This is a genomic window from Noviherbaspirillum malthae (assembly GCF_015352985.1).
In the GTDB taxonomy this organism is placed as follows: domain Bacteria; phylum Pseudomonadota; class Gammaproteobacteria; order Burkholderiales; family Burkholderiaceae_D; genus Noviherbaspirillum; species Noviherbaspirillum malthae.
The window spans coordinates 1-2,503 of the sequence record NZ_JACYXF010000094.1 but is presented as its reverse complement, the minus strand read 5'-3'; the positions used below and the strand labels follow the sequence as shown (position 1 = coordinate 2,503).

Annotated in this window: 1 protein-coding gene and 1 pseudogene; both read left to right on the top strand. The window is 54.9% G+C overall.

Features of this window, described 5'->3' with window-relative positions:
• Positions 1 to 191 precede the first annotated feature (191 nt).
• Positions 192 to 1,696, top strand: a pseudogene (gene istA / locus IGW03_RS34560) (IS21 family transposase).
• Positions 1,686 to 2,495: an IS21-like element helper ATPase IstB gene (gene istB / locus IGW03_RS34555; RefSeq protein WP_194726939.1), complete on the top strand. Its 810-nt coding sequence runs from the start codon at positions 1,686 to 1,688 to the stop codon at positions 2,493 to 2,495. Before istA ends, istB begins: the two are co-directional and overlap by 11 nt.
• Positions 2,496 to 2,503 lie beyond the last annotated feature (8 nt).

The following is a 2,503-nucleotide window of genomic DNA, read 5'->3' as shown; positions in this document are numbered from 1 at the left end:
TTTCCGAGCTTTATATACAGTTTTACTGCTCGAACGCGGTCTTCGTATGAGTACATGAACTACCTCCAAGTAGTCCAAGTTTTTGTCCGCACCCCCACTTTGGTGCAGTAATTTGCATCCAAATTTGACCCATGTGATTGAATCACCTGCTCAAATTCTGAGCAGGAGGACCAGGAGTGATCACAGTGGGCATGCTAGCCAAGATCCGGCGGATGCACCTGCGCGACAAGCTCTCGATTCGGGAAATCGCCAGGCGTACCGACCTATCCCGTAATACCGTTCGTAAATGGCTGCGGCTGCCAGAAATGGAGGAGCCGCGCTATCCTCTACGCCAGTCCACCAGTATCGTGGACGCCTATGCCGAGCAACTCCGGCTCTGGCTGCAAACCGATAGCCATCGTGCCCAACGTGACCGGCGCACCGCCCGCGTCATGTTCGAAGCTATCAAAGGCCGAAGGCTATACTGGCAGCTATGCCAGAGTCTGTGCCATGGTGCGCAAACTGCAGCAGGAAATGACTGAAGCGCCCAAACGCAAGGCTTTCGTCCCACTTGCCTATGCTCATGGCGAGGCATTCCAGTTTGACTGGAGCTGTGAATATGCCTGGATCGCAGGATTGCGACGGCGCTTGGAGGTAGCCCACTGCAAGCTGGCTTCGTCCCGTGCTTTCTGGCTGGTGGCTTATCCAATGCAAAGCCACGAGATGTTGTTCGATGCCCATACCCGTGCCTTTACTGCCTTTGGTGGCATTCCACGACGCGGTATCTACGACAATATGAAGACTGCTGTGGACAAGGTCGGACGCGGTAAGGAGCGTGCCATCAATGCCCGCTTCCTGGCCATGTGTGGTCATTACTTGTTCGAGCCCGAGTTCTGCAATGTGGCATCCGGCTGGGAGAAAGGTATTGTTGAGAAGAATGTACAGGACCGGCGTCGGCAGATCTGGACCGCTGCCGCCAACGAGCATTGGGTAACGCTGGCGGATCTGAACAACTGGCTCGCACAGCGCTGCCAACAAGCCTGGGAAGAAATGGCCCATCCGCAGTGGCCTGCTATGACAGTGGCCGAAGTGCTGCAGGACGAACAGCTACAGTTGATGCCCATGCCTAAGCCCTTTGACGGTTATGTCGAGCAGCCGGTACGGGTATCGGCCACCAGCTTGATCAATTTCCAGCGCAATCGCTACAGCGTTCCCACTCCTTATGCCCATTGCGCAGTGCCTGCATATCTATCCGGACACGCTGGTGGTGGTGGCAAACAACGAAGAGATTGCCCGCCACGAGCGCAGCTTCGAGCGTTACCAGACCTGCTACGACTGGCAGCATTACATTCCACTCATTGCGCAAAAGCTGGGCGCACTGCGCAATGGTGCTCCGTTTCTGCACATGCCACAGCCCTTGTTAGACTTGCAGCGGCATCTGCTCAAGCGTCAAGGTGGCGATCGCGTCATGGCGCAGGTGCTCTCGGCCATTCCCCTGCATGGCCTGGAAGCGGTGCTGGCTGCTGCGAATCAGGCGCTGCAGTCAGGGCGACCCAGTGGTGAGCACGTGCTTAATGTGCTGGCTCGTCTGAAACAGCCAGCCTTGCCGGAAAGCATCGTCGATACGCCGCTGATGCTTACTGAAGAGCCACAGGCCAATGTGGCCCGCTATGAACGTCTTCGCAGCAACCCATCGGAGGACAACCATGTCGCATGAGATCGTCAACCAACTCAAATCCCTGAAGTTGCACGGCATGGCGCAGGCCTGGCCGGAACTGATGGCGCAGTCCCGGATGACTGAATTTGACCCGGAGCGGCTCATGGGTCAATTACTCAAATCAGAAATTTGCGAGCGCGAAGTACGATCGATTGCGTACCAGATGACGGCAGCCCGCTTTGCCGCACACCGAGACTTCAATGGCTACAACTTTGCTGAATCCAGGGTCAACGAAGCATTGATCAGGGAATTGAGCAACATGTCGTTTCTGAATGCGGCACACAATCTGGTGTTCATTGGTGGCCCTGGCACCGGCAAGACGCATCTGGCTACTGCTTTGGGGACAGAAGCAATCCAGCGCTACAACAAGCGGGTACGCTTCTATTCGACCGTGGAACTGGTCAATACGCTGGAGTTGGAAAAAGCAGCCGGCAAGCAGGGACAACTAGCCCACCGGCTGATGTATGTGGATCTGGTCATACTCGATGAACTGGGCTATTTACCGTTTAGCCAGACAGGCGGTGCATTGCTGTTCCACTTGCTATCGAAGCTGTATGAAAGAACCAGCGTGGCCATTACAACGAATCTGAGCTTCGCAGAATGGGGGGCAGTGTTCGGAGACGCAAAGATGACGACAGCTTTACTGGACCGGCTGACACATCACTGCCATATTGTTGAGACTGGCAATGAATCATGGCGCTTCAAGCATAGTGAATCGACCCGCAAAGCGACTGACAGAAAGACTTTGAAAAAGGGAGAAATCAAGCCAAAGATCGACGACTTATCCACAGAAAGATAGCCATCTAT